The 24,616-nt window shown below is 68.8% G+C and carries 17 protein-coding genes; 9 read left to right on the forward strand and 8 right to left on the reverse strand.

Annotated features, from left to right (window positions below; translation table 11 throughout):
• Window positions 1-30 precede the first annotated feature (30 nt).
• Window positions 31-3,561, reverse strand: coding sequence for a DNA polymerase III subunit alpha (gene dnaE, locus U5798_RS18690; RefSeq protein WP_322082833.1), 3,531 nt, complete (start codon window positions 3,559-3,561; stop codon window positions 31-33).
• Between the two features lie 216 nt (window positions 3,562-3,777).
• On the opposite strand from dnaE, the gene U5798_RS18695 reads away from it, so the two are divergent.
• On the forward strand, window positions 3,778-4,632 hold the full coding sequence (locus tag U5798_RS18695; RefSeq protein ID WP_124452966.1) for a sulfurtransferase: 855 nt from the start codon (window positions 3,778-3,780) through the stop codon (window positions 4,630-4,632).
• A gap of 19 nt (window positions 4,633-4,651) precedes the next feature.
• Window positions 4,652-5,545: a tRNA glutamyl-Q(34) synthetase GluQRS gene (gene gluQRS, locus U5798_RS18700; RefSeq protein ID WP_322082834.1), complete on the forward strand. Its 894-nt coding sequence runs from the start codon at window positions 4,652-4,654 to the stop codon at window positions 5,543-5,545.
• Between the two features lie 267 nt (window positions 5,546-5,812).
• Here gluQRS and U5798_RS18705 read toward each other — a convergent pair whose 3' ends face one another.
• The 4 genes from U5798_RS18705 to purT form a co-directional block, all read right to left on the reverse strand.
• Complete coding sequence (locus U5798_RS18705) at window positions 5,813-7,384, reverse strand: DEAD/DEAH box helicase (protein ID WP_124452962.1); 1,572 nt, start codon at window positions 7,382-7,384, stop codon at window positions 5,813-5,815.
• Window positions 7,385-7,776: 392 nt separating this feature from the next.
• Window positions 7,777-8,157, reverse strand: coding sequence for an MliC family protein (locus tag U5798_RS18710; RefSeq protein WP_124452960.1), 381 nt, complete (start codon window positions 8,155-8,157; stop codon window positions 7,777-7,779).
• Window positions 8,158-8,246: 89 nt separating this feature from the next.
• Window positions 8,247-8,432, reverse strand: a complete 186-nt coding sequence (locus tag U5798_RS18715) for a DUF6726 family protein (RefSeq protein WP_006489604.1) — start codon at window positions 8,430-8,432, stop codon at window positions 8,247-8,249.
• Window positions 8,433-8,450: 18 nt separating this feature from the next.
• Window positions 8,451-9,665 (reverse strand): formate-dependent phosphoribosylglycinamide formyltransferase, encoded by a 1,215-nt coding sequence (gene purT / locus U5798_RS18720; protein ID WP_124452958.1) that lies wholly within the window; start codon window positions 9,663-9,665, stop codon window positions 8,451-8,453.
• Window positions 9,666-9,878: 213 nt separating this feature from the next.
• Here purT and U5798_RS18725 point away from each other — a divergent pair, with 213 nt between their 5' ends.
• Together U5798_RS18725 and U5798_RS18730 are read left to right on the forward strand one after the other, a co-directional pair.
• Window positions 9,879-10,424: an META domain-containing protein gene (locus U5798_RS18725; RefSeq protein WP_322082835.1), complete on the forward strand. Its 546-nt coding sequence runs from the start codon at window positions 9,879-9,881 to the stop codon at window positions 10,422-10,424.
• Window positions 10,425-10,874: 450 nt separating this feature from the next.
• Window positions 10,875-15,035: a DNA translocase FtsK gene (locus U5798_RS18730; RefSeq protein WP_415859505.1), complete on the forward strand. Its 4,161-nt coding sequence runs from the start codon at window positions 10,875-10,877 to the stop codon at window positions 15,033-15,035.
• Window positions 15,036-15,151: 116 nt separating this feature from the next.
• On the opposite strand, the gene U5798_RS18735 is transcribed toward U5798_RS18730, so the two are convergent.
• On the reverse strand, window positions 15,152-16,396 hold the full coding sequence (locus U5798_RS18735; RefSeq protein WP_322082837.1) for a lactonase family protein: 1,245 nt from the start codon (window positions 16,394-16,396) through the stop codon (window positions 15,152-15,154).
• Between the two features lie 165 nt (window positions 16,397-16,561).
• On the opposite strand from U5798_RS18735, the gene U5798_RS18740 reads away from it, so the two are divergent.
• Complete coding sequence (locus U5798_RS18740; RefSeq protein WP_124452950.1) at window positions 16,562-18,391, forward strand: glycoside hydrolase family 15 protein; 1,830 nt, start codon at window positions 16,562-16,564, stop codon at window positions 18,389-18,391.
• A gap of 223 nt (window positions 18,392-18,614) precedes the next feature.
• The gene (locus U5798_RS18745) at window positions 18,615-20,105 is read left to right on the forward strand and encodes a polyhydroxyalkanoate depolymerase (protein ID WP_322082838.1); all 1,491 of its coding nucleotides are present in this window, start codon (window positions 18,615-18,617) and stop codon (window positions 20,103-20,105) included.
• 109 nt (window positions 20,106-20,214) lie between these two features.
• Here U5798_RS18745 and U5798_RS18750 read toward each other — a convergent pair whose 3' ends face one another.
• Window positions 20,215-20,847 (reverse strand): TetR family transcriptional regulator, encoded by a 633-nt coding sequence (locus tag U5798_RS18750; RefSeq protein ID WP_069747402.1) that lies wholly within the window; start codon window positions 20,845-20,847, stop codon window positions 20,215-20,217.
• Between the two features lie 156 nt (window positions 20,848-21,003).
• Here U5798_RS18750 and rsxB point away from each other — a divergent pair, with 156 nt between their 5' ends.
• Window positions 21,004-22,008, forward strand: coding sequence for an electron transport complex subunit RsxB (gene rsxB, locus U5798_RS18755; RefSeq protein WP_322082839.1), 1,005 nt, complete (start codon window positions 21,004-21,006; stop codon window positions 22,006-22,008).
• A complete protein-coding gene (nth, locus tag U5798_RS18760; RefSeq protein ID WP_124452943.1) occupies window positions 22,005-22,649 on the forward strand; it encodes an endonuclease III in 645 nt (214 codons plus the stop codon). Before rsxB ends, nth begins: the two co-directional genes overlap by 4 nt.
• Before the next feature lie 96 nt (window positions 22,650-22,745).
• Here nth and U5798_RS18765 read toward each other — a convergent pair whose 3' ends face one another.
• Window positions 22,746-23,675, reverse strand: coding sequence for a DMT family transporter (locus U5798_RS18765; protein ID WP_124452941.1), 930 nt, complete (start codon window positions 23,673-23,675; stop codon window positions 22,746-22,748).
• Between the two features lie 378 nt (window positions 23,676-24,053).
• Here U5798_RS18765 and U5798_RS18770 point away from each other — a divergent pair, with 378 nt between their 5' ends.
• A complete protein-coding gene (locus tag U5798_RS18770) occupies window positions 24,054-24,521 on the forward strand; it encodes a DUF1841 family protein (protein WP_371090871.1) in 468 nt (155 codons plus the stop codon).
• Window positions 24,522-24,616 lie beyond the last annotated feature (95 nt).

Consider the following 24,616-nt stretch of genomic DNA (forward strand, 5'->3'; position numbering starts at 1 on the left):
TGTCGCGACAGCCGTCGAAACGGGGCGCGATCAGTAGGTGATTTCGACGACGCTGCCGTCGAACGCCGCGCGCAGTTCCGCGAGCAGCACGTCGCTCGGCTTCACGCGCCACGCGTCGCCCAGGCGCATTTCGCCTTGCGCCCGCGCATTGCTGTAGTGGATCTGCACCGCGAGCCCGTTCGGCAGCGGCGCCTGCGGACGACGGCCGCCATCGCGCCCGCCGCCGCGCGGCGCCGGCGTTTCGAACGCGGCGGCCGCCGGATCGTCCTTCGACACGTGCGGCTCGAGCACGCGGCGCAACGCGACCGCGTCGGCATTGCCGTTCATCGTCAGCCGCACGGCCTGCGCATAGCGGCTGCGTGCACGTTCGAGATCCATCACGGTATCGGCCGTGAAGCGAAGGCCGCCGGTGAACGCGTCGTTACGCGCCTGCCCCTGCACGATCAGCAGCTCGTCTTCCTTGAACAGCGCCTTGTTGGCCTCGAACTGTTCGTTGAAGATCGTGATCTCGCACTGGCCCGAGCCGTCGTCGAGCAACGCGATCAGCATCTTGCCGCGCTGGGTCATCTGCGTGCGCAACGACGCGATGATGCCCGCGACGAGCTTGTCGCGCCCTTCCTTCAGGTCGCCGACCTTCTGCCGCACAAAGCGGCGGACTTCGTCGCGATAGGCGTCGAACAGGTGGCCGGACAGGTAGAAGCCGAGCGCGCCCTTTTCCTCCTGCAGGCGGCGCTTGTCGTCCCACGCGGGTTCGTCGACGAGCGCATGCGCGTGCGGCGACTCGGCGCCCATGTCGAACAGGCCGGCCTGCATCGCGTTCGCCTCGGCCTGGTCGGCCGCTTCCATCGCGAGCGGCACCGACGCGATCAGCTGCGCACGGTTCGCGTTCAGCGAGTCGAACGCGCCGGCGCGGATCAGCGCCTCGACCGTACGGCGGTTGACGACGCGGCGGTCGATCCGTTCGCAGAAGTCGAACAGGTCGGTGAACGCCTTTTCCTCGCGCGCCCGCAGGATTTCCTCGATCGCGTTCTGGCCGCTGCCCTTCACGGCACCGAGGCCGTAGCGGATCGTGCGCGAGCGCTTGCCGTCGGCTTCGGCGACCGGCTCGAACCGGTAATGCGACTGGTTGATGTCGGGCGGCAGCACGGCGAGGTTGTTCACGACGCAGTCGTCGAACAGGATCTTCACCTTGTCGGTGTCGTCCATCGCGAGCGTCATGTTGGCCGCCATGAATTCGGCCGGATGGTGCGCCTTCAGCCACGCGGTGTAATACGCGAGCAGTGCATACGCGGCCGCGTGCGACTTGTTGAAGCCGTAGCCCGCGAACTTCTCCATCAAGTCGAAGATCTCGTCGGACTTCTCGCGCGTGAGGCCGTTCTTCGCTGCACCTTCGGCGAAGATCTCGCGGTGCTTGGCCATCTCCTCGGGCTTCTTCTTGCCCATCGCACGACGCAGCAAGTCGGCGCCGCCGAGCGAGTAGCCGCCGATGATCTGCGCCATCTGCATCACCTGCTCCTGATAGACCATGATGCCGTAGGTCTCTTTCAGGACGGGTTCGACGCGCGGATCCGGATAGTCGACCTTCTCGCGGCCGTGCTTCCGTGCACAGAAGCTCGGGATCAGGTCCATCGGGCCCGGACGGTACAACGACACGAGCGCGATGATGTCCTCGAAGCGGTCGGGCTGCGCATCCTTCAGCATGCCCTGCATCCCGCGGCTTTCCAGCTGGAACACCGCGACCGTGTTGGCCTTCTTCAGGATCTGGAACGAGGCCGGATCGTCGAGCGGCACCTGCGCGAGCGACCAGTCGGCCTTCGACGGATCGAGCCGGCGGATGTAGCGCTCGGCCCAGTCGAGGATCGTCAGCGTCGTCAGGCCCAGAAAGTCGAACTTCACGAGGCCGACGGCTTCGACGTCGTCCTTGTCGTACTGGCTGACCACGCCGCCTTCGTCGCCTTGCGTGTACAGCGGGCAGAAATCGGTCAGCTTGCCGGGCGCGATCAGCACGCCGCCCGCGTGCATCCCGACGTTACGCGTGAGGCCCTCGACACGCTGCGCGAGATCGAGCAGCTGGTGGACTTCGTCCTCGTGGTCGTAGCGCTCCTGGAGCTGCGGCTCCTCCTTCATCGCGTCGGCGATCGTCACGTGCTTGCCCGGCTTGAACGGGATCAGCTTCGCGATGCCGTCGGTGAACATGTAGCCGAGGTCGAGCACGCGGCCGATGTCGCGCACGGCCGCCTTCGCGGCCATCGTGCCGAAGGTGGCGATCTGCGACACGGCGTCCGCGCCGTATTTTTCCTTCACGTACTGGATCACGCGATCGCGGCCGTGCTGGCAGAAGTCGATGTCGAAGTCGGGCATCGACACGCGTTCCGGGTTCAGGAAGCGCTCGAACAGCAGGTTGTAGCGCAGCGGATCGAGATCGGTAATGCCGAGCGCGTACGCGACCAGCGAACCGGCGCCCGAGCCGCGGCCCGGGCCGACCGGCACGCCGTTGTTCTTCGCCCAGTTGATGAAGTCCGCGACGATCAGGAAGTAGCCGGGGAAGCCCATCTTCGTGATGGTCCCGCACTCGAATTCGAGGCGCTTGTAGTACGTGTCGCGCTGCGCGTCGCGCTCGGCTTCGACCGGATACAGCTGCACGAGACGGGTCTCGAGCCCTTCCTTCGACAGCTGGACCAGGTAGTCGTCGAGCGACATGCCGTCCGGCGTCGGGAACAGCGGCAGTTTCGGCTTGCCGAGCTCGAGCTTCAGGTTGCAGCGCTTCGCGATCTCGACCGTGTTCGCGACTGCCGACGGCAGGTCGGCGAACAGCGCGACCATGTCGTCCTGCGTGCGGAAATACTGGTCGGTCGTGAAACGCTTCTGGCGCCGCGGATTCGCGAGGATGTCGCCTTCCGAGATACACACGCGCGCCTCGTGCGCGGTGAAATCGTCGTCGGTCATGAACTGCGTCGGGTGCGTCGCGACGACCGGCAGCTTCAGCGACGCGGCGAGCGTCGCGGCCTGCTGGATGTACGCCTCGGCGCCCGGCTGGCCGTAGCGCTGCAGCTCGATGTAGAAGCCGCCCGGGAACACCTTCGCCCAGCGCTCGGCGTGGCGGCGCGCGGCTTCCTCGTTGCCCGCGGCCAGCGCGAGCCCGATATCGCCCTGCTGCGCGCCCGACAGCGCGAGCAGCCCTTGCGAGAGCTCGCCGTCGAGCCAGCTCGCGTCGAGCTCCGCGCGACCGCGGTACTGGTTCGTGAGCCACGCCTTCGACAGCAGCTCGCAGAGATTCAGGTAGCCGACCTTGTCCTTGACGAGCAGCAGCAGCCGCGACGGCTTGTCGCGATCGTCGGGATTGGCGATCCAGACGTCGCAGCCGGCGATCGGCTTGATGCCCTTGCCGCGGGCTTCCTGGTAGAAACGGACGAGGCCGAATGCGTTGCCGAGATCGGTGAGCGCGAGCGCGCCCTGACCGTCCGCGGCCGCCGCCTTGACGATGTCGTCAATGCGCACGATGCCGTCGGCAATCGAGAATTCGGAGTGAACGCGAAGATGGACGAAGCGGGGATCTGACATGGGCGCTATTGTAGCCGCCCCGCCGCGCAGCCTGCCCAAAAAATGCCCGTTCCGGCCGTTCGGCCGATGCACGCGGCGACGCGTCGCGCGGCTGGCCGATCGGCCGGATACCGATGCCCGTGCCGTTTGCGGGATAATACGGTTTTTCGAATCAACGCCCCGGCTTCGCACCCTTTTTTGCGGGCCGCCGTGCGGCCGTTTTCCCGTCGGACCATCATGACCATCGTCAACCTCGCCGCCTACCACTTCGTGTCGCTCGACGCGAACGAGCAATGGCGCCCGCTCGTCACCGCCCGCTGCAACGAACTCGGCCTGCGCGGCACGATCCTGCTCGCGCCGGAAGGCATCAACCTGTTCATCGCCGGCCCGCGCGAAGCCACCGACGCGTTCATCGCCTACCTCCGCCATGATCCGCTGTTCGAAGGCAAGTTCGCGACGCTGCAGTTCAAGGAAAGCCTGTCCGACTCGCAACCGTTCCGCCGCATGCTCGTGCGCCTGAAGCGCGAGATCATCACGATGAAGAAGCCGGCGATCAAGCCGGAGCTCGGCCGCGCGCCGTTCGTCGACGCCCGCACGCTGAAGACGTGGCTCGACCGCGGCCACGACGACACGGGCCGCCCGGTCGTGATGCTCGACACGCGCAATGCGTTCGAGGTCGACGTCGGCACGTTCGACGACGCGCTCGACTACCGGATCGACAAGTTCAGCGAATTCCCTGAAGTGATCGACGCGAACCGCGCCGACCTCGAAGGCAAGACGGTCGTGTCGTTCTGCACGGGCGGCATCCGCTGCGAGAAAGCCGCGATCCACATGAAGGAAATCGGCATCGAGAACGTGTACCAGCTCGAAGGCGGGATCCTGAAGTACTTCGAGGAAGTCGGCGGCGCGCACTACCACGGCGACTGCTTCGTGTTCGACTACCGCACCGCGCTGAACCCGCAACTCCAGCCCACCGAGAACGTCACGTGCTTCGCGTGCCGCGCGGTCGTCACGCCGGAAGCGCAACAATCGCCGAGCTACGTGCCCGGCAAGTCGTGCCCGGCCTGCGCGCAGGCAGCCAGCGCCGCGTAAGCGCGCGACCCGCGCCCCGATGAACGGCTATCGCGGCCGCTTCGCGCCGTCGCCTACCGGCCCGCTGCACTTCGGCTCGCTGGTCGGCGCGCTCGCGAGCTGGCTCGACGCGCGCGCGCATGGCGGCACGTGGCTCGTGCGCATCGAGGATCTCGACGGCCCGCGCACGGCACCCGGCGCGGCCGACGACATCCTGGCGACGCTCGCGCATTTCGGCATGACGCCCGACGAACCGCCCGTGTGGCAAAGCACGCGCGATGCGGCGTACACGGCCGCGCTCGAGCAGCTCGTCGCGGCGGGGTGCGTCTATCCGTGCGGCTGCACGCGCAAGGAAATCGCCGATTCGCTGCGCGCCGCGCACGAACGCCACACCACGCTCGCGTATCCGGGCACGTGCCGCACCGGCCTGCACGGCAAGCCCGCGCGCGCGTGGCGCCTGCGCGTGCCCGACGGTGACGACGCGATCGTCACGTTCGACGACCGCTGGCAGCACACGCAATCGCAGAACCTCGCGACCGAAGTCGGCGATTTCGTGCTGAAGCGCGCGGACGGCCAATGGGCCTACCAGCTCGCGGTCGTCGTCGACGATGCCGATGCACGCATCACGCATGTCGTGCGCGGCGCGGACCTGCTCGATTCGACCGCCCGCCAGATCCATCTGCAACGCTGCCTCGGCGTGCCGACGCCCGAGTACCTGCACGTGCCCGTCGTCGTCGATGCGAACGGCGAAAAGCTCAGCAAGCAGACCGGTGCGACCGCGCTCGAACGCGGTGCTCCGCTGCCGGCGCTGCGAGCTGCGGCCGAGCATCTCGGCCTGACGGACGACGGCGTTCTGTCGAGCCGGACGATGGACGCGTTCTACGCGGCCGCGACCGCTGCGTGGGCGCGTCGCTTCGGGCTTCGTGCCGGTTGAATCGCTGCCAGAACGCGGCCCGTACCGGCCGCGTTCCTGCCTCCGTCGGCGTCGAACCGGATCGCATGAGTACGTGACGCAAGCCCGGGCGCCACGCCCGCCGACGACACGGCATCGACATCCCCCTGCCTCGCGCGACCGGCCATCGCCCGCCCGCGCAGCCCCTTCCCGATCGCGTCGCCCAATGAAAAACGGGCACATGCTCATCGCATGCACCCGCTTCTGCGGCAGTGTTCGCGCACCGCCTCGACCGCTTGAACCGTCCGGTTACGCCGACGGCTTGCGCGGCATCCCGAACCCGCCGAGCAGCGCCGCAACCTGACGCTTCGGCCCTTTCTTCTCGGGCTGCTGCGCGGGCTGTGCGTCGTCCGCCTGCTTCGCCGGCGCCGACGGCTCGTACGGCTTCAGGAAGAAATCGTCGACCGGCGCTTCGTGGCGACGGGGACGACCGCCACGCTCGGCACCGGCCGAGCGGTGTCCCGACGCGCCGCGATGCTCGTCGCGATCGCGACGACCGCCCCGTTCGCCACCGCGTTCGCCGTGGCGATCGCCGCCACGGTCACCACCGCGCTCGCTGCCACGGTCGTCGTGACGCGGGCGTGCCGGCTTGTTGAGCGCGAGCGTCTGCACTTCGAGCGGACGCTTGATCAGCTTCTCGATATCGGCGAGCTGCTTGCGCTCGTTCGGGCTGCACAGCGACAGCGCGTCGCCCGTCGCCCCGGCACGGCCGGTACGGCCGATCCGGTGCACGTAGTCTTCCGCGCTGAACGGCAGGTCGAAGTTGATCACGGCCGGCAGCTCGGCGATGTCGAGGCCGCGCGCGGCCACGTCGGTCGCGACCAGCGCTTCGATCTCGCCGCGCTTGAATGCGTCGAGTGCCTGCATCCGTTCGATCTGCGTCTTGTCGCCGTGAATCGCCGACGCGACCACGCCGTCGCGCTCGAGGTTGCGCGCCAGGCGGCTCGCGCCGATCTTGCTGTTGCAGAACACGATCACCTGCTTCAGGCCGCGATCGCGCAGCAGCTGGACGACGGCCGCCTGCTTGTCGCCTTCGGCGACGTCGTAGACGATCTGCGTGACGTTCGCGTTCGTCGAATTGCTGCGCGCGACCTCGATCGTCTGCGGATTGCGCAGGTAGGTCGATGCGAGCTTCTTGATTTCGCCCGAGAACGTGGCCGAGAACAGCAGCGTCTGACGCTCCTTCGGCAGCAGGTTCAGGATGCGCTGCAGATCGGGCAGGAAGCCCATGTCGAGCATCCGGTCGGCTTCGTCGAGCACGAGGATCTGCACCTGGCCGAGGTTCGCCGTCTTCTGCTGCACGTGGTCGAGCAGGCGGCCCGGCGTCGCGATCAGGATCTCGACACCGCGGCGCAGCTCTGCCGACTGCGGGTTCATGTCGACGCCGCCGAACACGACCGCGCTGCGCAGCGGCGTGTGCTTCGCGTACGCGTGCACGTTCGCGGCGACCTGGTCGGCGAGTTCGCGGGTCGGCGTGAGGATCAGCGCACGCACGGGGTGGCGCGCCGGGGACGCGCTCGTGTTGGCCTGCGGCAGCAGGCGCTGGATGATCGGCAGCGAGAAGCTCGCGGTCTTGCCGGTACCCGTTTGCGCGGCGCCCATGACGTCGCGGCCGGCGAGCACGACCGGAATGGCCTGCGCCTGGATCGGCGTCGGCGTCGTATAACCCTGCTCCGCAATGGCTTTCAGGATATCGGCGGCAAGGCCGAATTGATCGAAGGTTGCGTCGACGGGCTTGGCGACAGAATCGGACATGGTGGCGTTTCGCTCAAAAGGCGCGGCGGGGACATCGTGCGTCAGGCCAGCCGGGCCTGCGCTCATCACAATTCGGAAATAGACGGAGCCGCGGCGCGCCGCGCGGCGCCGCTCTGGCGCTTGGGACCGGTTCAATGTGAACGCTGGACGCCAGGCCGTGCGGACTCCGTTCGGCGCGAATGCCGACGGAAAGGGCCGTATTGTAGCACTGCGCAGCCATCTGTCCGTGACAACGCCGCGAACGGCCGCAACGGCGGTTCGCGCGGCGGGCACGGTACGGGCCCGTGCGGGCAATGGACGGCCCGATCGGGCTATCCCGATCGGCCGGCGAGCAATATCGGGGGTCCGATCCCTGATCATCGTATCCGGACGCCCGCCGCCTGCCCGCGTACCGGGCGGTCAGGCCCGGCAGCCGGTCAATACGACGAGCGCGGACGATCCGCGACCGCACGCGGCGCTCAGCCCTTCTTCTTTTTCTTCTCGACCTGCACGCAGTCGCCCAGCAGCGGCGGCGCCTTCTCGTCGGCGATCTCGTCGCGCAGCGTCGCTTCCTTGCCCTTCGTCCACCACGTATAGCGGCCGGCCTGGTAGCGCGCGCCCGACGCCGATACGGTGTCGACGAACAGCATCTGCTTCCCGTTAACCGGCACGAGCGCGAAGCTCTGGCCGTTGCCCGCGAGCCAGTACGACACGCGCACGGGCTGCTTCTGGTTCGCGCACTGGTAGACGGTCTGCTGGCGCGAATCGGCGTCGATCTCTTCGACGGTCAGTTGCGCGGCGTGCGCGACGGAAACGGCGGTGCCGGCCAGCGCGAGCGCGGCGAGGGTTCGGCGAATCATGCAGGTCCTCTCACGAGACAGATGGAAACGCGCCCTCGCGGGGCGCGCGGTCATTTATGGTTGGCAGCGAATCGAGTCGGTCGTCGCGATCAGGGATCGATGACGTCGGCGCATGCGTCGGTCGGCGCCGCTGCAACGTGGCCGACGAGCGGCACGATCTTGAGCCCGGCCGAAGCCACCCGGCACGGTGCGGCCGCGAGACCGCAACCCGCGAGACTCGCGACAAGCGCCAGCGCAACGCCCAGCTTTCCGATACGCAACCACCTCGACGCCATCGCCCTCTCCTCGTTCCGTCAGCGAGCCGACACGGGCCGGACGGCCGCGGCGGCGCGCTTCGCGCGTTCGCGGGCTTCGTCGACGGTCGCGCCGGTCGCCAGCGCGACGCCCATGCGCCGCTTCGCAAAACTTTCCGGCTTGCCGAACAGGCGCAGGTCGGCGCCCGGCACGGCGAGCGCGTCGCGCACGCCTTCGAACGCGATGCCGCGCTCGTCGAGCCCGCCGTAGATCACGGCCGACGCGGCCGGCGTCCCGAGCGCCGGATCGACCGGCAGCCCGAGAATCGCGCGTGCGTGCAGCTCGAATTCCGACTGGCGCTGCGATGCGAGCGTGACGAGGCCCGTATCGTGCGGCCGCGGGCTCACTTCCGAGAACCATACGTCGTCGCCGCGCACGAACAGCTCGACGCCGAACAGCCCGCGCCCGCCAAGCGCCTCGGTCACCTTGTGCGCGATCTCGCGCGACTTCTCGAGCGCCGCGGCGCTCATCGGCTGCGGCTGCCACGATTCGACGTAATCGCCCGCAACCTGCACGTGGCCGACCGGCTCGCAGAAATAGGTGCGCGTGTCGAGCGTCGCCGGATCGATCGCGCGTACGGTCAGCTGCGTGATCTCGTAGTCGAAATCGACGAAGCCCTCGACGATCACGCGGCCATGGTTCACCCGCCCGCCGGCCATCGCGTAGTCCCACGCGGCCCTCACGTCGGCGTCGGTCTTCACGACCGACTGCCCCTTGCCCGACGACGACATCACGGGCTTCACGACGCACGGCATGCCGATCTTCGCGACCGCCGCACTGAATGCGTCGAACGAATCCGCGAACGCATACGGCGACGTCGGCAGGCCGAGTTCCTCGGCGGCGAGCCGGCGGATCCCTTCGCGGTTCATCGTGAGCTGCGTCGCACGCGCGGTCGGGATCACCTCGGCAAGACCGGCCGCCTCGATCGCCGCGAGCGCGTCGGTGGCGATCGCCTCGATTTCCGGGACGATCAGGTGCGGACGTTCGGCCTCGACGATCGCGCGCAGTGCAGCGGCGTCCGTCATGTCGATCACGTGCGCGCGATGCGCGACCTGATGGCCCGGTGCGTCCGGATAGCGGTCGACCGCGATGACTTCGACACCGAGACGCTGCAACGCGATGATGACTTCCTTGCCGAGCTCGCCGGCGCCGAGCAGCATGACGCGCGTGGCCGAGGGTGAAAGCGGCGTACCGAGCCGCTGACCGATCTGCATGTGATTTCCCGCTTCTGGTGGAGGACGAAAACGGCTCCGATGTTAACACGCGCGATGACGCCGGTTTTGGCCGTTTCGACGGGCCGGTGCCCGACCGCGCACGGCACGCGGACGGGCTGCGAACGTTTTCATCGGTGAAGTGTCGGCTCGCCTGCCGCGGGGCGGGTGCGTTACTCTTACGCCTTGATCAGAATCCGATGAGGAACGAGGCTCATGTCCCACCTGTCCGCAGCCGCACGCGCACGCACCGGCCTGCTTCGCCCGTTGCGCGCGCCGCTCTGCGCGTTGACGCTTGCCACGCTTCTCGCCGCCTGCGCGATGCCGACCCATCCCGATTCCGCCGCCCCCGCACCCGACCCGTACAACCCGGCCGCCGTCCAGCTGCTCGACGACACGAGCTGGGAACTCACCAGCTGGACGAATGCCGACGGCACGCAGCGCGCGATCCCGCACGGCGACAACGGCGAGCCGATCAAGCTCGCGCTGTCGACCGAATCGGGCATCCGGCGCGCCAGCGGGTTCTCGGGCTGCAACCGCTACATGGGCACCTACGCGATCAAGAACGGCCTGCTGAGCTTCGGGCCGCTTGCCGGCACGCGGATGGCCTGCCCGAATTCGCTCGGCGGCCAGCTCGAGCACGCGTACCTCGACGCGCTCGCGCATGTCGACAAGACCGGCGTGCAGATGCGCGAGCCGCAGCAATTGCAGATCGTGACCAACGCCGGCGCAACGCTCATTTTCACGCACCGGAGCCCCTGATGCATCACGCACGCGAAGGCCGGCCGACCGCCTTCGCGTCGCGTGTCGCGCGCCTGTGCCGAACGCACATGCCGCACGGCGTGAAACGAATTCACGCCGCCCGAGAATCTTGTTCGCCGGCCGGTTAAACTCGGCGGGTCGCGCCTCGCGCGCCCCGCCCCACTCCTGTTTCAAAGCATGCACACGGTTGTCTTCGGCTGGTTCGGCATCTCCGCCGTCTGGTTCCTCCTCCTCTTCTGGCGTCTCGTGCAGGCGATGCTGCCCGGCGGCGGCGGCCTCGCCGGCCGCGGCTCGATCCGCCTGTGGCTCGGCTTCGCCGCGGTATTCGTCGCAAGCTGCACGCTGACGAGCCCGCTGTCGGGCCCCGACACGAACGCGCTCGGCCATGCGTTCTCCTCAGGCTTCGCCCATCTGCTCGGCCCGATCGGCACGCCGGTCGCGATGGTCGTCCTGTTCTTCGCCGGGTTGCCCTGGCTGACCGGCATCGGCTGGCGGCAGTTCGCCGCGTGGGTCGACACGTCGTTCGGCGTCAAGCTGTCGCGCGACGGCGGCGACGACGACGCACGCGGGATCGCCGACCTGCCGCGCAGCGCGCTGCATCGCGACGACGACATCGTGCAGCCGACCACCGCGCATACCGTCAACTCGATGGCGCCGCGCCAGAACGGCCGGTATTCGCGCCCGACGCTGTGGAAACCCGACCCGCAGGCGCGGCCGAAGCCGCGCAGCAAGACGCCGCCGCGTCCGCACACGGAACCCGTCGCGCCGTCTGGCTGGCTGAAGCCGACCGCGCCGCAGCGCACGCCGGTGGCGCCCCCCGCGCCGATCCCGACCAGCGCGATGCCGCCGCCCACGACCGGCAGCACCGCGAGCCTCGCGCGCGCGGCCGCAAACTCGCAAGTGCCGCGCCCCGATCCGGCCCCGCTTCCAGTCGGTTTCGAACCGGTCCGGCCGCGGCCGACTGCCGCGCGGCCGGCCACCGCTGCGCTGAAGCAGACGCCGCCGCGTGCCGCGGTCGCGCCGCGCGCGGCCGGCACGTCGCCGCAGCGCCCGCCGGTACGTCCGGTCACGGGAACGGCCGCGGCCGGCGTGTCGCAAGACACGGCGCGCCGCCGCCCGGTGCCGCCCGCGCCGGCGCGTGCGCCGCTCTATGCGTGGACGGAAAAGCCCGCCGCGCCGATCACGCCGGCGCCGAGCGTTCACGACACGCTGCGTTCGATCGAGGCCAGCACCGCGCAATGGGCGACGCTGGGTGGCGCGCAGTCGGCCGATGCAACGCCGGCAATGACGGCCGCCGCGGCCGTGGCCGGGGTGGCCGCGACAGCAGGCAGCGTTGCCGCACCGGCAGCGGCAGCCGTGTCGAACGCATTCGTCTCCGCAACGCACGGTCTCGCAGCCCATGACGCCGGCGTTCCGGTCGAACACGATGCCGCGCCTGCATACGACGACGGCGCGCCGATCGTGCTCGATGCGTTCATGCCGGCAGAGCCCGGCATCCCCGCGACGATCGCCGATTGGGGCGCCCCGACGTTCGACGACGCCGCACCGCACGCGCTGTCGAATGCCGGCACCGGCAGCGACGATGCCGCGTTGTCGCATCACGCCGACGACGCCATCCGTCACGTCGACGATGCGCCCGCCGCACCCGCACACGGGATCGCGCCGGCGCCGTCGTTCGATGCCGCCGTCGATCTCGCGCCGTGGGAAGACCTCGGCAGCCCGTCGGTTTCCGCGTTCGACGCATCGGCCGGGCACCCGCTTGCGGAATCGCCGGCAGGCGCGGCGAAAGCGGAGCCGGCCCCCGCCGCCTTCGCACAACGGGCGGACGAAGCGGCGGTCAACGAGATCCCCGCACGCAATCCGGCAGTGTTCGTCGATACCGGCGCCCCGGTAATCGATCGGCCTGCATCGGCCTACGCGCCGCCGAGTGCCGATGGCGCGCACGCCGACGTAACGCCCGCCGGCGGCATCGCTCCGTCTGCGGCCCTCCCCTCTGCGTCGATCGCCGGCACACCGGCGCGCGCCGTATCCGGGACGACGCCGGTTGCGACGACGTCGGCATTGCCCGCGTCGAGCCCCGCACCTGAAGCAGCCCAACCGGCCGCGACGGAGCGTGCGGCACCGCTGTCGGCCAGCGCCGAAGCCAGCACGCCCGTCACGCACTGGACGCCGCCGGTTTCGCCGACGGTGCAACCGGCAACGGCCCCTGCGACCGCTTCCGCACAACTGCCGACATCACCGGCGATTCAACCGTTTGCCGCGGCACCGGCCGCGTCGGCCGCGACTGAGTCGCCGTTCGTCGGCACGGCCTACGGCTCGACCGCACCGGCACCTGTCTCCGCTTCGAGTGTCGCGCCTGACGCCTCCGCAACGTCACCGGCCGGCGTGACCGGCACGGCATCGACTTCGCCGTCGCAACCGGCCTCATCGCCGTCGACCATTGCATCCGCCGCGTCGGCGGCACCGGTCGGCGTTACGGGCATGACTTACGGTTCGGTCTCCCGCGCATCGACGCCCGAGACGACCACGACACCCGCCGCGACGCCGTCGACGACCGGCGCGCCGGGTTCGACCGCGCAAGCACCCGCAGCACCGGCGCCCGTGAATTTCACGTCCGTCCCGCTTGCGACGCAACCTTCCGCGCCGGCACCGACGCTCCCGGCCAGCACGGCAATCTCGTCGAACGGCGCGGCATTTGGCGCATCGAGCACGTCGAGCGCATCCGGCGCAATCGCACCGCAGCCGGCAACCAGCCTGCCCGTGCCGCCCGCCGCCGCGATCGGATCGCCGGCCTCCGTCGGCGCAACGGCCGCGGCGCAGGCGCCGTCGAGCGTTTTCACACCAGCCGTAGCCGCCACCACGACGTTCACGACACCGCCCGCCCCTGCCGCACCGTCGGCAAGCTGGTCCGTGTCGAACGATGTGTCCGCGGCGCCGCAACCGGCAATTCCCGGCACGAGCCTGTCGATGCCGGCAGCGATCGCTACCCCGCCGGCGCTCGCGGCAGCCCCGCTGGCCGGCACGACGACCGCAATGGCACCAGAGCCGGCCGCAGCCGACACGGCGGCCCCCGACATCCCCGTGCGCCAGCCGCGCCCGAACGCGTTCGAATTCCACGCGCCCGTGACGTTCAGCGTCGAACTGCCGACGCTCGACCTGCTCGAGCCCGCGTCCGACGACGTCGAAACCATCACCGAGGAACACCTCGCGCAAACCGCCCAAGTGATCGAACAGCGGCTGCAGGAATTCAAGGTGCCGGTGACGGTCGTCGGCGCATCGGCCGGCCCCGTGATCACGCGCTTCGAGATCGAACCCGCGCTCGGCGTGCGCGGCAGCCAGATCGTCGGGCTGATGAAGGACCTGTCGCGCGGCCTCGGCCTCACGTCGATCCGCGTCGTCGAGACGATTCCCGGCAAGACCTGCATGGGCCTCGAACTGCCGAACGCGAAGCGCCAGATGATCCGCCTGTCGGAAATCCTCGCGTCGCGCGAGTACCAGCATTCGCAGTCGCAACTGACGATCGCGATGGGCAAGGACATCACGGGCCACCCGATCGTCACCGATCTCGCGAAGGCGCCGCACATGCTCGTCGCCGGCACGACGGGCTCGGGCAAGTCGGTCGCGATCAACGCGATGATCCTGTCGCTGCTGTACAAGGCGACGCCGGAAGACGTGCGGCTCATCATGATCGACCCGAAGATGCTGGAGCTGTCGGTCTACGAAGGCATCCCGCACCTGCTCGCGCCGGTCGTCACCGACATGAAGCTCGCGGCGAACGCGCTGAACTGGTGCGTCGGCGAAATGGAGAAGCGCTACCGGCTGATGTCGGCCGTCGGCGTGCGCAACCTCGCGGGCTTCAACCAGAAGATCCGTGACGCGGAAGCGAAGGAAAAAAAGATCGGCAACCCCTTCTCGCTGACGCCCGAGGATCCCGAGCCGCTGTCGAAGCTGCCGCTGATCGTCGTGGTGATCGACGAGCTGGCCGACCTGATGATGGTCGCCGGCAAGAAGATCGAAGAGCTGATCGCACGCCTCGCGCAAAAGGCGCGCGCAGCCGGCATCCACCTGATCCTCGCGACGCAGCGTCCGTCCGTCGACGTGATCACGGGCCTGATCAAGGCGAACATCCCGACGCGCGTCGCGTTCCAGGTGTCGTCGAAGATCGACTCGCGCACGATTCTCGACCAGATGGGCGCCGAATCGCTGCTCGGGATGGGCGACATGCTGTTCCTGCCGCCGGGCACCGGCTATCCGCAGCGCGTGCACGGCGCGTTCGTCGCCGACGAGGAAGTGCACCGGATCGTCGAGTACCTGAAGCAGTTCGGCGAGCCGCAGTACGAGGAAGGCATTCTCGACGGCCCGGCCGCCGACGGCGCGACGCAGGACCTGTTCGGCGAAGCGCCGGACGCGGAAGCCGATCCGCTGTACGACGAAGCCGTCGCGTTCGTCGTGCGCACGCGGCGCGCGTCGATCTCGTCGGTGCAGCGGCAGTTGCGCATCGGCTACAACCGCGCGGCGCGCCTGGTCGAGCAGATGGAAGCGGCGGGGCTCGTGTCGGCGATGGGCATCAACGGCAGCCGCGAGGTGCTCGTGCCTGCCGCGGCCGACTGAGCATGGCGGCCGGACGGCCGCTGTCGATCGATACGGGCGCGCCGGGAAACCCGCCGCCCCGAAAAAAAGAGGGCGCTGCATCGGCAGCGCCCTCTTTCCATTTACGGCTTGCGCACTTACTGCACCGGCACCAGCTTGAAGTCGACCGGCTTGCCGACCGCGACCTTCTGCGGATTCGCGCCGAGCTGCCCCGTTTCGACGTCGCGGCTGAACACGTAGAACGTGTCGCTGTCCTGGTTGCCGACGATCAGCCACTTGCCGGTCGGATCGATCAGGAACTCGCGCGGCGTCTTGCCGAGGCTCGACTGGCGGCCGACGTGCTTCAGCCGGCCGTCGGCCTGGTTCACCGCGTAGATCACGAGATCGTTCGCGTCGCCGCGGTTGGTCGCGTACAGGAAGCGGCCGTCCGGCGACAGGTGGATCGCGCCGCCGCCGACCTTGCCCTTGAAGCCCGGCGCCGTCATCGATACCGTCTCGACCGGCGTCAGCTTGCCGTCGTGATAGCCGAACACCTCGACCGACGCGTTGAGCTCGCTCGTCACGTACGCGAACCGGCCATCGGCGCCGAACACCATGTGACGCGGGCCCGAACCGGCCTTCACCGGCGTGTAGCGCGTGTCGGTCGGGCTGATCAGCCCGCGGCTGCCGTCCACCGTGTAGCGGTAGCCGTAGATCTTGTCCGCGCCGAGATCCTGTACGAACAGGTAGCGGCCGTCCGGCGAGAACACCGTCGAGTGCACGTGCGCGCCGTCCTGGCGGCCTTTCACGGGCCCGGTGCCTTCATGGTGCACGGCCAGCGCGGCCGCGCCGACCGCGCCGTCGTCGCGCAGCGGAAACACGGCGAAGCTGCCGCCCGGATCCTTCGCGACCGAGTAGTTGGCCGTCACGAGGTACTTGCCGTCCGGCGACAGCGCGAGATAGCAAGGATCGTTCCCTTCCGACGACACGCGGTCGATGAAGCTCAGCGCGCCCGTCTTCGCATCGAAGCGGAACGCGCTGACGCCGCCGCGCTGCGACGCCGGCCCGTCGTCGCCGGGCAGTTCGTTGACCGCGTAGACGGTGCGACCGTCGCGGCTCGGCAACAGATACGACGGGTTCACGGTCTTCGCCGACGAGACGGGCGCGACGCTGCCGTTTTTAGTATCGAAGCGGTAAACATAAATGCCGTCGCTGCCGCCACCCGTGTAGGTGCCGACCAGCAGGTTGTAGACGCCGTCGGCCGGTGCGGGCGATTGCTGTGCGAATGCATGGGTCGCGGACAAAGAGAGCACGATCGCGAAACCTTTCATCCAGTGAGCGAACCTAAGCGGGAACCCTCGTGCCGAAGCGCGTGCGTCACGCTCGCGTAAACGGTTGGGCATTGAATCCTCCTTGCATCGAGTCGCTTCAAGTGTTGAGATAGGACGAAACGCCGGCCGTTCATGCGCTCCGCCGCCCGGCCGAGTATACGGGGCGCGACGCTCGGGCGTGAAGCCCGGCCGCCGCCGTCCGCATTGTGAATACGAATATCCAAGGATCGCCTGCCCATGCCCGCCCTGATCGAAGACTACGCCCTCGTCGGCGACGGCCATACGGCCGCGCTGATCTCGAAAGACGGCTCCGTCGACTGGCTGTGCTGGCCCCGCTTCGATTCGGGCGCCTGCTTCGCGGCGCTTCTCGGCACGCCCGAGCACGGCCGCTGGCTGCTCGCGCCGGCTGCCGACGCCGCGATCACGCACACCACGCGCCGCTATCGCGGCGACACGCTGATTCTCGAAACCGATTACGAAAGCGCCGACGGCGCGGTCACCGTGATCGACTTCATGCCGCCCGGCAACGGCTGGTCCGAACTCGTGCGGATCGTCGTCGGCCGCCACGGCACGATGAAGATGCGCATGGAACTCGTGTTGCGCTTCGACTACGGCTTCTCGGTCCCGTGGGTCACGCAACTCACCCGCGAGGACGGCATGAAGGCGATCGCGGGCCCCGACACCGTCGTGCTGCGCACGCCGGTGCCGCTCACCGGCAAGAATCTCCATACGCTCGCGGAATTCACGGTCGGCGCCGACGAACGCGTGCCGTTCTCGCTCAGCTACGCGGCGTCGCACATGCGGCTGCCGCCCGCGCGCGATCCGCTGTCGATGCTCGCGCGCACCGAGAACTACTGGCTCGAATGGTCGGGCCGCTGCCAGGTGCAGGGCCGCTACGCGGCAGCCGTGCGCCGTTCGCTGATCACGCTGAAGGCGCTCGCGTACGAGCCGACCGGCGGCATCGTCGCGGCGCCGACCACGTCGCTGCCCGAGAAGATCGGCGGCAGCCGCAACTGGGACTACCGCTTCTGCTGGCTGCGCGACGCGACGATCACGCTGCTCGCGCTGATGCGCGGCGGCTACTACGACGAAGCGCGCGCATGGCGCACGTGGCTCGGCCGCGTGATGGCCGGTTCGCCCGAGCAGATCCAGATCATGTACGGGATCGCCGGCGAGCGCCGGCTGCCGGAAATGGAGCTCGACTGGCTGCCCGGCTATCAGGATTCGAAGCCGGTTCGCGTCGGCAACGGCGCCGCGAACCAGCTCCAGCTCGACGTGTTCGGCGAGGTGATGGCCGCGCTGCACCTCGCGCGCGTTGGCGGCCTGCAGGCCGACGACACGGTCTGGTCCGTGCAGTGCGCGCTGCTCGATCATCTCGAGAAGATCTGGCGGGAACCCGACGAAGGGATCTGGGAAACGCGCGGCGGCCGTCTCCATTTCACGTTCTCGAAGGTGATGGCGTGGGTCGCGTTCGACCGTGCGATCAAGTCGGCGGAAATGTTCCGGCTGCCCGGTTCGCTCGACCGCTGGCGCGCGCTGCGCGAGCAGATCCATGCCGACGTCTGCGCCAACGCATGGCACGAAGGCAAGCAGGCGTTCGCGCAGAGCTACGGCAGCGACGAGCTCGACGCGAGCGTGCTGCTGATGCCGCTGCTCGGCTTCCTGCCGCCGGAGGACCCGCGGATCGTCGGCACGGTCGAGGCGATCGAGCGCGAATTGCTGCACGACGGGCTCGTGATGCGCTACCGCACGACCGAGTACGACGACGGCCTGCCGCCCGGCGAAGGCACGTTTCTCGCGTGCAGCTTCTGGCTGGTCGACAACTACGCGCTGCTCGGCCGGATCGACGACGCGCACCGGCTGTTCAGCCGGCTGCTCTCGCTGTCGAACGACCTCGGGCTGCTCGCGGAAGAGTACGACCCGGTCGCCGGACGGCTCGTCGGCAACTTCCCGCAGGCGTTCTCGCACGTGGCGCTCGTGCATACCGCGATGAACCTGATGCACCACGAAGACGCGATGGCGCGCGCGGCCGGCCAGCCCGCGCCGGCCGTGGCGACGGGGCGTTGACGGGCGGTTGGACGGGGGCGCGGGCGGCTTGGTCAGAGATCGTCAAATCGCAAAAATTTGATGAAAAATCGGGGAAATGTTGCATTGCACCACCCATCGTTGTCCGATATGATCGACGCGATTGTCCGGCCGCAGTGCACCATGGCCGGCCGCTGACCCCTACGGCACGCCGCGACGCCCCACGCCGCCCTTGCGCACCGTCCCCCACGCGGGAGTAGTCTGCATGCTTTACCAATTGCACGAATTCCAGCGGGCCATGCTGAGCCCGCTCACGGCCTGGGCCCAGGCCGCGTCCAAATCGTTCGCCAACCCGTCCAGCCCGTTCTCGCTGATGCCCGGCGCAACCCGGATGGCCGCCGCCTACGAACTGATGTACCGGCTCGGCAAGGATTACGAGAAACCTGAATTCAACCTTCATCAGATCGTCAAGGACGGCCACAACATCCCGATCGTCGAGCAGACGATCATCGAGAAGCCGTTCTGCCGGCTGCTGCGTTTCAAGCGCTACTCGGATGATGCCGATGCGGTCACGCAACTGAAGGACGAGCCGGTCGTGCTGGTCTGCGCGCCGCTGTCGGGCCACCACTCGACGCTGCTGCGCGACACGGTGCGCACGCTGCTGCAGGATCACAAGGTCTACATCACCGACTGGATCGACGCACGGATGGTGCCGGTCGAGACGGGCCCGTTCCACCTGCACGACTACATCGCGTACATCCAGGAATTCATCCGTCACATCGGCGCGCGCAACCTGCACGTGATCTCGGTATGCCAGCCGACGGTGCCGGTGCTCGCGGCGATCTCGCTGATGGCGAGCCGCGGCGAGGATACGCCGCTCACGATGACGATGATGGGCGGCCCGATCGACGCGCGCCGCAGCCCGACGTCGGTGAACTCGCTCGCGACGCAGCACTCGACCGCGTGGTTCGAGAACAACGTGATCCACACGGTGCCCGCGAACTATCCGGGCGAAGGCCGCCAGGTCTATCCGGGCTTCCTGCAGCACACCGGCTTCGTCGCGATGAACCCGGAACGGCATGCGCAGTCGCACTGGGATTTCTACCAGAGCCTGCTGCGCGGCGACGAGGAAGACGCCGAAGCGCACCGCCAGTTCTACGACGAGTACAACGCGGTGCTCGACATGGCCGCCGAGTATTACCTCGAGACGATCCGCGTCGTGTTCCAGGAGTTCCGGCTCGCGGAAGGCACGTGGGACGTCGAAGGCGAGCGCGTGCGGCCGCAGGACATCAAGCACACCGCACTGATGACGATCGAGGGCGAACTCGACGACATCTCGGGCAGCGGCCAGACGCACGTCGCGCACGAGCTTTGCACGGGCATCCCGCAAGACGACCGCCGCAGCCTGACCGCCGAGAAATGCGGCCACTACGGGATCTTCTCGGGCCGACGCTGGCGCACGATCATCTATCCGCAGCTGCGCGACTTCATCCGCGAGCATGCGCCGGAGCCGAAGCACGGCGCGACGAAGTTGCCCGTCGATGCCCAGGATGCGACTGCGATCGGCGTCGTGCCGGCCGCCAAGCCGGAGCCGGAAACGGCCGTGCGCGCCACCGCCGCGAAACGCACGCGCGCAAAGGCGCCGGCCGTGACGGTCGCGCCCGCCAGGACGCCCGCCGCAAAGGCCGCGCCCGCCGCGAAACGCGCGGCAGGCAGCCCGCGCGCCAAGACCGTGCGAGCCCGCAAGGCCGCCTGACGCGTCGCGTTCCGACGCAAAAACGCCGCCGTTGCCTGGCGCAACGGCGGCGTTTTTTATCCGGCTGCGGCCGCGCGCGGGCGGCTCATCGGCTCGTTCGTTTGCCGCGTCAGCGCCGCAGCAGATACGCGAGCAGCACCTCGGTGTTCATCCGGACCATCTCCGCGCGCTCGTCGGTATCGGTGAAGTCGCGGCCGAGCGTCGCGGCGAGCGTGAAGCGGTTCGACACGATGTAGTAGCCGAGCCCCGACAGCGTCACGTAGAAGCGCAGCGGATCGATGTCGCTGCGGAACAGCCCGGCCTTCTGGCCGCGCATCAGCACGTTGCCGAGCTTCGCGACGATGGGCGACATCATCTCGCGGATCCGCGTCGACTTGTGCAGGTAGCGCGCCTCGTGCAGGTTCTCGTTGTTGATGAGCCTGAGCAGCTCCGGATGGTCGCGGTAGTAGTCCCAAACGAAATGCGCGAGCCGCGTGACCGCTTCGACCGGCGCGACGCCGTCGAGATCGAGCACGCGCTCGGCCTCGGTCAGCGCGGAGAACGCGTGTTCGAGCACCGCCGTAAACAGCTGCTCCTTGCTGCCGAAGTAGTAATAGAGCATGCGCTCGTTGGTTTCGGCCCGCCGCGCAATCTGGTCGACGCGTGCGCCGAACAGCCCTCCACTCGCGAACTCTTCGGCTGCCGCCATCAGGATGCGGCGGCGCGTACCTTCAGGATCTCTTTTGATTTTTGGCTGATTCATGGTGGCGCTTTGCTATGTGAGCCGCTTGATCCGGACCGACACCCCCACCGCGTTGGCGCCGGCCGCCCTGGAACGGGCGCGCCGCGTGCGGCCGCCCTCCTGCTGAGCCCCTGCAAAAAAGCGGTTCGATTATGCGCACAGACGGCGTCCAGCGCAATGCGGGAAATCGGCGATAATCGAGCTTTGGCAAACCTTTCCGGCTGCGCCCGACGCGGCCGAGAGCCATTCGGCGCCGCTGCGCCCGTTGTCACCGTGACCGACTCCAAAACACTCGCGGATCGCATCGAAGATCTGCTTCCCCAGACGCAATGCACGAAGTGCGGCTATAACGGCTGCCGTCCGTACGCCGAGGCGATCGCCGCCGGCGATGCGAACTACAACCAGTGCCCGCCCGGCGGCGCCGAAGGCATCGCGCGCCTCGCGGGCCTGCTCGGCAAGCCGGTGATTCCGCTGAATCCCGTCAACGGCAGCGAGCATCCGCGCGCGGTCGCCTTCATCGACGAAAGCCTGTGCATCGGCTGCACGCTGTGCATGCAGGCGTGCCCGGTCGACGCGATCGTCGGCGCGCCGAAGCAGATGCACACGATCATCGAGGCGCAGTGCACCGGCTGCGATCTGTGCGTGCCGCCCTGCCCGGTCGACTGCATCGCGATGCTGCCGGTGACCGGCGAGCGCACCGGCTGGGATGCATGGTCGCAGGCGCAGGCCGATGCCGCGCGCGAACGCCACGACCTGCGGCTCGCGCGCCAGCGCCGCGAGCGTGAAGCCGCCGAGGCGCGCGCCGCCGCACGCCGCGCGGCCAGTGCCGCGAAGCCGGCCGCGGAACAGCCTGCGGCGCAGCCGGACGCCCCCGCAGCCGCACCGGCCGCCGACGACGCCGACGCGAAGAAACGCGCGATCATCGCCGCCGCGCTCGAGCGTGCGCGCAAGAAGAAGGAAGAACTGTCCGGGCAAGGCGCCGGGCCGAAGAACACCGAAGGCGTGAGCGCGGCCGTCCAGGCGCAGATCGATGCGGCCGAGGCGCGCCGCAAGCGGCTCGCCGAACAGCAGGCGCAGCGCGACGCCGACGCCGCGGCTGCAGGCGGCAACGATCAAGAGAACGACGCAGGCAACGACGACCCAGGCAGCCCCTCCGCGCCGCCCGACAAGAACGCTCCATGAACGCCAGCAAACGACGCGCGATCTACGAAACGCTGCAGAGCCTCAATCCGCATCCGACCACCGAGCTCGAATACTCGACACCGTTCGAGTTGCTGATCGCCGTGATGCTGTCCGCGCAGGCGACCGACGTGTCGGTCAACAAGGCGATGCGAAAGATGTTCCCGGTCGCGAACACCCCGCGACAAATCGTCGCGCTTGGCGAGGAAGGCGTCACCGAGTACATCAAGACGATCGGTCTCTATCGCACCAAGGCGAAAAACGTGGTCGCGGCGTGCCGGATCCTGCTCGAGCGCTACGACGGCGAGGTGCCGGCCGATCGCGAAGCGCTGGAAGGCTTGCCGGGCGTCGGCCGCAAGACCGCGAACGTCGTGCTGAACACCGCGTTCGGCCAGCCGACGATCGCGGTCGACACGCATATCTTCCGCGTCGCGAACCGTACGGGGCTCGCACCGGGCAAGGACGTGCGGGCCGTCGAGGCCGCACTCGAGAAGTTCACACCGAAGGAATTCCTGCAGGACGCACATCACTGGCTGATCCTGCACGGGCGCTATGTGTGCAAGGCGCGCAAGCCCGAGTGCTGGCACTGCGCGATCGAGCCGCTGTGCGAATTCCGGCCGAAGACGCCGCCGCCCAACGAGTAAGCATCCGGCGCAACGGACATGCGCCGCACCGAACCGCGCCGGCACCGTCCGATTCCGTAGGTGCCGCACTGGCATACCCGGCTTCCGCCTCTGCGGCTACGCGTTGGATGTCGCCGTCGCGTCGTCGGCCGCCGCGCCGCCTGCGCGCACGAGCGCCAGCACGGCCGCCAGAATCGCGACACCGCCCGCCCATTGCAGCGGCGACAGTGCCTCCCCGAACAGCAGCGCCGCGAGCGCGACCGTCACGACCGGTTCGAGCGTCGACAGCATCGACGTGCGCGCGGCCCCGAGCCGCTCGAGCCCGGCGAAGAATGCGAGCATCGCCGCGACCGTCGATACCAGCGCGATCGCGAGCATCGACGCCCAGCCGCCGCCCGTCGCGGGCCAGCGCGGCGGCACGCCGAACGCCGCGGTCCGCACGACGGCGATCGCCACGAGCGTCGCGGTGGCCGACAGGCAGATGATCGCGGTCGTCGCGAGCGGATCGACGCCGCGCGTCGCCTTCGTGCCGCCGACGATGTACAGCGAGTAGATCACCGCGGCCGCCAGCGCGAGCGCGATCCCGAGCGGCTCGCCGTGCCCGCCGCCGACCATCAGCGCGGAGCCCGCGACGCACAGCACGAGCGCGACGGCCTTCGCGCGCGTCAGGCGTTCGCCGAGCCACCACGCGGCCAGCAGCGTGACGAACGCCGGATACAGGTACAGCAGCAGCGCGACGAGGCTCGCCTGCGCGTGCTGCAGCGCGCTGAAATAGCAGAACGACTGCCCGACGTAGCCGGCCGCGCCCATTGCCACGAGCGGCACGAGCGCGCGCCCGCGCGGCCATGCGACGCGGCGGTGCCGTGCGATCGCGGCAAGCACCGCACCGCCGATCGCGAAGCGCACGATCAGCAGCCCGAGCACGTCGACGCCGGCCGCATATGCGTAGCGGCCGAAAATCGCCATCGCGCCGAACGCGGCGGCGGACAACGCGACGTAGAGCGTGCCCTGCAGGGCGGCGGACGATGGGCGGACGGTAGCGGTCATGATGAAACGGGTGAGCGAGGCGCCGTGACGGGAGTCGTCGGAGTGTAGCGGTGCAGCGGCGGCCGGCCTAGGGCCTGTTCCCGCTAATAACGGGCTTGCGAACGAGCCTTGCCGGCTGCAGTGCAAGAAGCAAGGAGCGCCGTTTGGCCGAGCCAAACAAGCGACGCGCGACGCCGCAATACGGCCGGCAAGGCACGTTCCCCTGTTTGGAAAAATTCATTCGTGGGGCTGGCCCGTTATTAGCGGGAACAGGCCCTAGCCCGCGCTTACCCGTTCCGCGGCTCTGCGCGGGCAGCCGCGGCCGGCCAGCCCCGCACGGGTCGTCCTCGCTCGCCGCCAGCACCGTCCGCCGACCCGGCGTACAATGCCCGACGCGGCATGACGCCGCCCGAATCACGACGTTTCCCCACCATGTTCAATCCAAGCCGCGACGATGTGCGTCGCTTTTTCACCGAGACCTGGCGCAAGCAGCGCGCGGGCGAGATCCTGACGCCGCTGGAAGCGATCGCAGCCGACTGGATCGTCGAGCATCCCGAATACCACGACGAGCTCGCCGATGCCGACGGTGCGGCCGCGCGCAACTACACGCCCGAGGAAGGCCGGACGAACCCGTTCCTGCACCTGTCGATGCACCTCGCGATCAGCGAGCAGTTGTCGATCGACCAGCCGCCCGGCATCCGCGCCGCGCACGACAAGCTGGCCGCGAAGCTCGACTCGACCCACGATGCGCAGCACGCGATCATGGAATGCCTCGGCGAGACGATCTGGGAAGCGCAGCGCACGAACACGCCGCCCGATACCGACGCGTACCTGCAGCGCATCCTGCGCCGCGCGTCGCGCGACTAAGCGCACGGCGCCCGTACGTCCGCCCCGGGTTTCGCCCGGTCGCCGGCAAAAAAATACCCCGCCGAGGCGGGGTATTGTTGCTGCGAGCGCCCGTG

Origin of the sequence: Burkholderia sp. BCC1972 (genome assembly GCF_905339605.1) — a bacterium.
In the GTDB taxonomy this organism is placed as follows: domain Bacteria; phylum Pseudomonadota; class Gammaproteobacteria; order Burkholderiales; family Burkholderiaceae; genus Burkholderia.

Bases quoted from the DNA above. Each gene is read 5' to 3' on its own strand.
- dnaE (WP_322082833.1), bottom strand. From the start codon at position 3,561: ATGTCAGATCCCCGCTTCGTCCATCTTCGCGTTCACTCCGAATTCTCG.
- U5798_RS18695 (WP_124452966.1), top strand. From the start codon at position 3,778: ATGACCATCGTCAACCTCGCCGCCTACCACTTCGTGTCGCTCGACGCG.
- gluQRS (WP_322082834.1), top strand. From the start codon at position 4,652: ATGAACGGCTATCGCGGCCGCTTCGCGCCGTCGCCTACCGGCCCGCTG.
- U5798_RS18705 (WP_124452962.1), bottom strand. From the start codon at position 7,384: ATGAGCGCAGGCCCGGCTGGCCTGACGCACGATGTCCCCGCCGCGCCT.
- U5798_RS18710 (WP_124452960.1), bottom strand. From the start codon at position 8,157: ATGATTCGCCGAACCCTCGCCGCGCTCGCGCTGGCCGGCACCGCCGTT.
- U5798_RS18715 (WP_006489604.1), bottom strand. From the start codon at position 8,432: ATGGCGTCGAGGTGGTTGCGTATCGGAAAGCTGGGCGTTGCGCTGGCG.
- purT (WP_124452958.1), bottom strand. From the start codon at position 9,665: ATGCAGATCGGTCAGCGGCTCGGTACGCCGCTTTCACCCTCGGCCACG.
- U5798_RS18725 (WP_322082835.1), top strand. From the start codon at position 9,879: ATGTCCCACCTGTCCGCAGCCGCACGCGCACGCACCGGCCTGCTTCGC.
- U5798_RS18735 (WP_322082837.1), bottom strand. From the start codon at position 16,396: ATGCCCAACCGTTTACGCGAGCGTGACGCACGCGCTTCGGCACGAGGG.
- U5798_RS18740 (WP_124452950.1), top strand. From the start codon at position 16,562: ATGCCCGCCCTGATCGAAGACTACGCCCTCGTCGGCGACGGCCATACG.
- U5798_RS18745 (WP_322082838.1), top strand. From the start codon at position 18,615: ATGCTTTACCAATTGCACGAATTCCAGCGGGCCATGCTGAGCCCGCTC.
- U5798_RS18750 (WP_069747402.1), bottom strand. From the start codon at position 20,847: ATGAATCAGCCAAAAATCAAAAGAGATCCTGAAGGTACGCGCCGCCGC.
- rsxB (WP_322082839.1), top strand. From the start codon at position 21,004: ATGCGGGAAATCGGCGATAATCGAGCTTTGGCAAACCTTTCCGGCTGC.
- nth (WP_124452943.1), top strand. From the start codon at position 22,005: ATGAACGCCAGCAAACGACGCGCGATCTACGAAACGCTGCAGAGCCTC.
- U5798_RS18765 (WP_124452941.1), bottom strand. From the start codon at position 23,675: ATGACCGCTACCGTCCGCCCATCGTCCGCCGCCCTGCAGGGCACGCTC.
- U5798_RS18770 (WP_371090871.1), top strand. From the start codon at position 24,054: ATGACGCCGCCCGAATCACGACGTTTCCCCACCATGTTCAATCCAAGC.